The organism is Alteribacillus sp. JSM 102045 (assembly GCF_041949975.1).
GTDB lineage: Bacteria > Bacillota > Bacilli > Bacillales > Marinococcaceae > Alteribacillus.
In genome coordinates this window covers 1-1,142 of record NZ_JBHFQG010000100.1, presented here as the reverse complement: position 1 = coordinate 1,142, position 1,142 = coordinate 1, and the positions used below count along the sequence as shown (strand labels likewise).

1 protein-coding gene is annotated in these 1,142 nt (G+C 41.9%); it reads left to right on the top strand.

Annotated features, from left to right (window positions below; translation table 11 throughout):
• The coding region (locus ACE1TI_RS21820) for an ISL3 family transposase (protein ID WP_375009601.1) at positions 1-1,131 on the top strand (1,131 nt) is incomplete at its 5' end.
• Between the last annotated feature and the right edge of the window lie 11 nt (positions 1,132-1,142).

Genomic DNA, 1,142 nt, shown 5'->3' with positions numbered 1-1,142 from the left:
GTGGAGGTACCCCGTAAATCCCATCGGTGTCCAGCATGCGGGGAAAGAACAAGCCGAGTCCATGATTACCGTATCCAAAAGATCCAGCACCTTAAAGTATTTGAACGAACGTCTTATTTATTTTATCGAAGGCGTCGTTATGTGTGTTCCTGCGGCAAACGCTTTTCGGAACGAAATCCCATCGTCCAGCGGTATCAAAGGCACTCACGGGAATGGAATCAAGCCCTTGGTCTGCGTGTCATTCAAGGAAAAAACTTTAAAGATACGGCAGGTCAATTTCGCACGTCCTCCGCTACCGTGATTCGGCGTTTTGATTCGATTTCGGCCCCGACGTTAAAGGAAGTGAAGAGCTTGCCGCCGGTGATTGCGATCGATGAATATAAAGGGGATACGAATGAAGGGAAGTATCAAGTGGTCATTGCAGATGGAGACACTGGAGCTCCTCTCGATATTCTTCCTAATAGATCCGTTGAAACGGTGAAAAACTACTTACGAGAAAAGGGTTCCGACGTGGAGATGGTGATTATGGATATGAGTTATGCCTTTAAGTCTGCCGTTCGAAAAGCATTAGGAAACCCTATCATTATTGCGGATCGTTTTCACTTTTGCCGTTATATTTATTGGGCGTTAGAACGAGTGAGAAGGCGAGTACAAAAAGAGTTCCATGAGTATGACCGCAAGAAATGTAAACGAATGAAACATGTCTTTTACAAACGGTATGAAGAGTTAAGTGAAAAGCAGCTCTGGTATTTAGAGAGGTATTTAGATTTATCCGATGATTTAAGGAGAGCCTATCATTTAAAAGAAGTGTTTCGAAACTGGTTTGAAGAAGCGAAAGAAAAAGGAAAAACGGCTGCCGGACAAGTGAAAGAGGAATTATACGCTTTTTATCAACAGATACATAACGAAGGCATGCCGGAGTTTATTCAAGCGATTCAAACGCTGAAAAACTGGCAGGTAGAGATATTAAACAGTTTTGCCTTTGGATATACCAATGGCTTTATTGAAGGCTTAAACAATCAAACAAAGGTGATTAAACGAAACGCTTTTGGCTTCAAGCGTTATGATCGTTTAAGGTTACGTGTCTTATTACATCACCAATATAAAATAACGGAATTTCAAGTAGGATAAAGGAGTAGGAG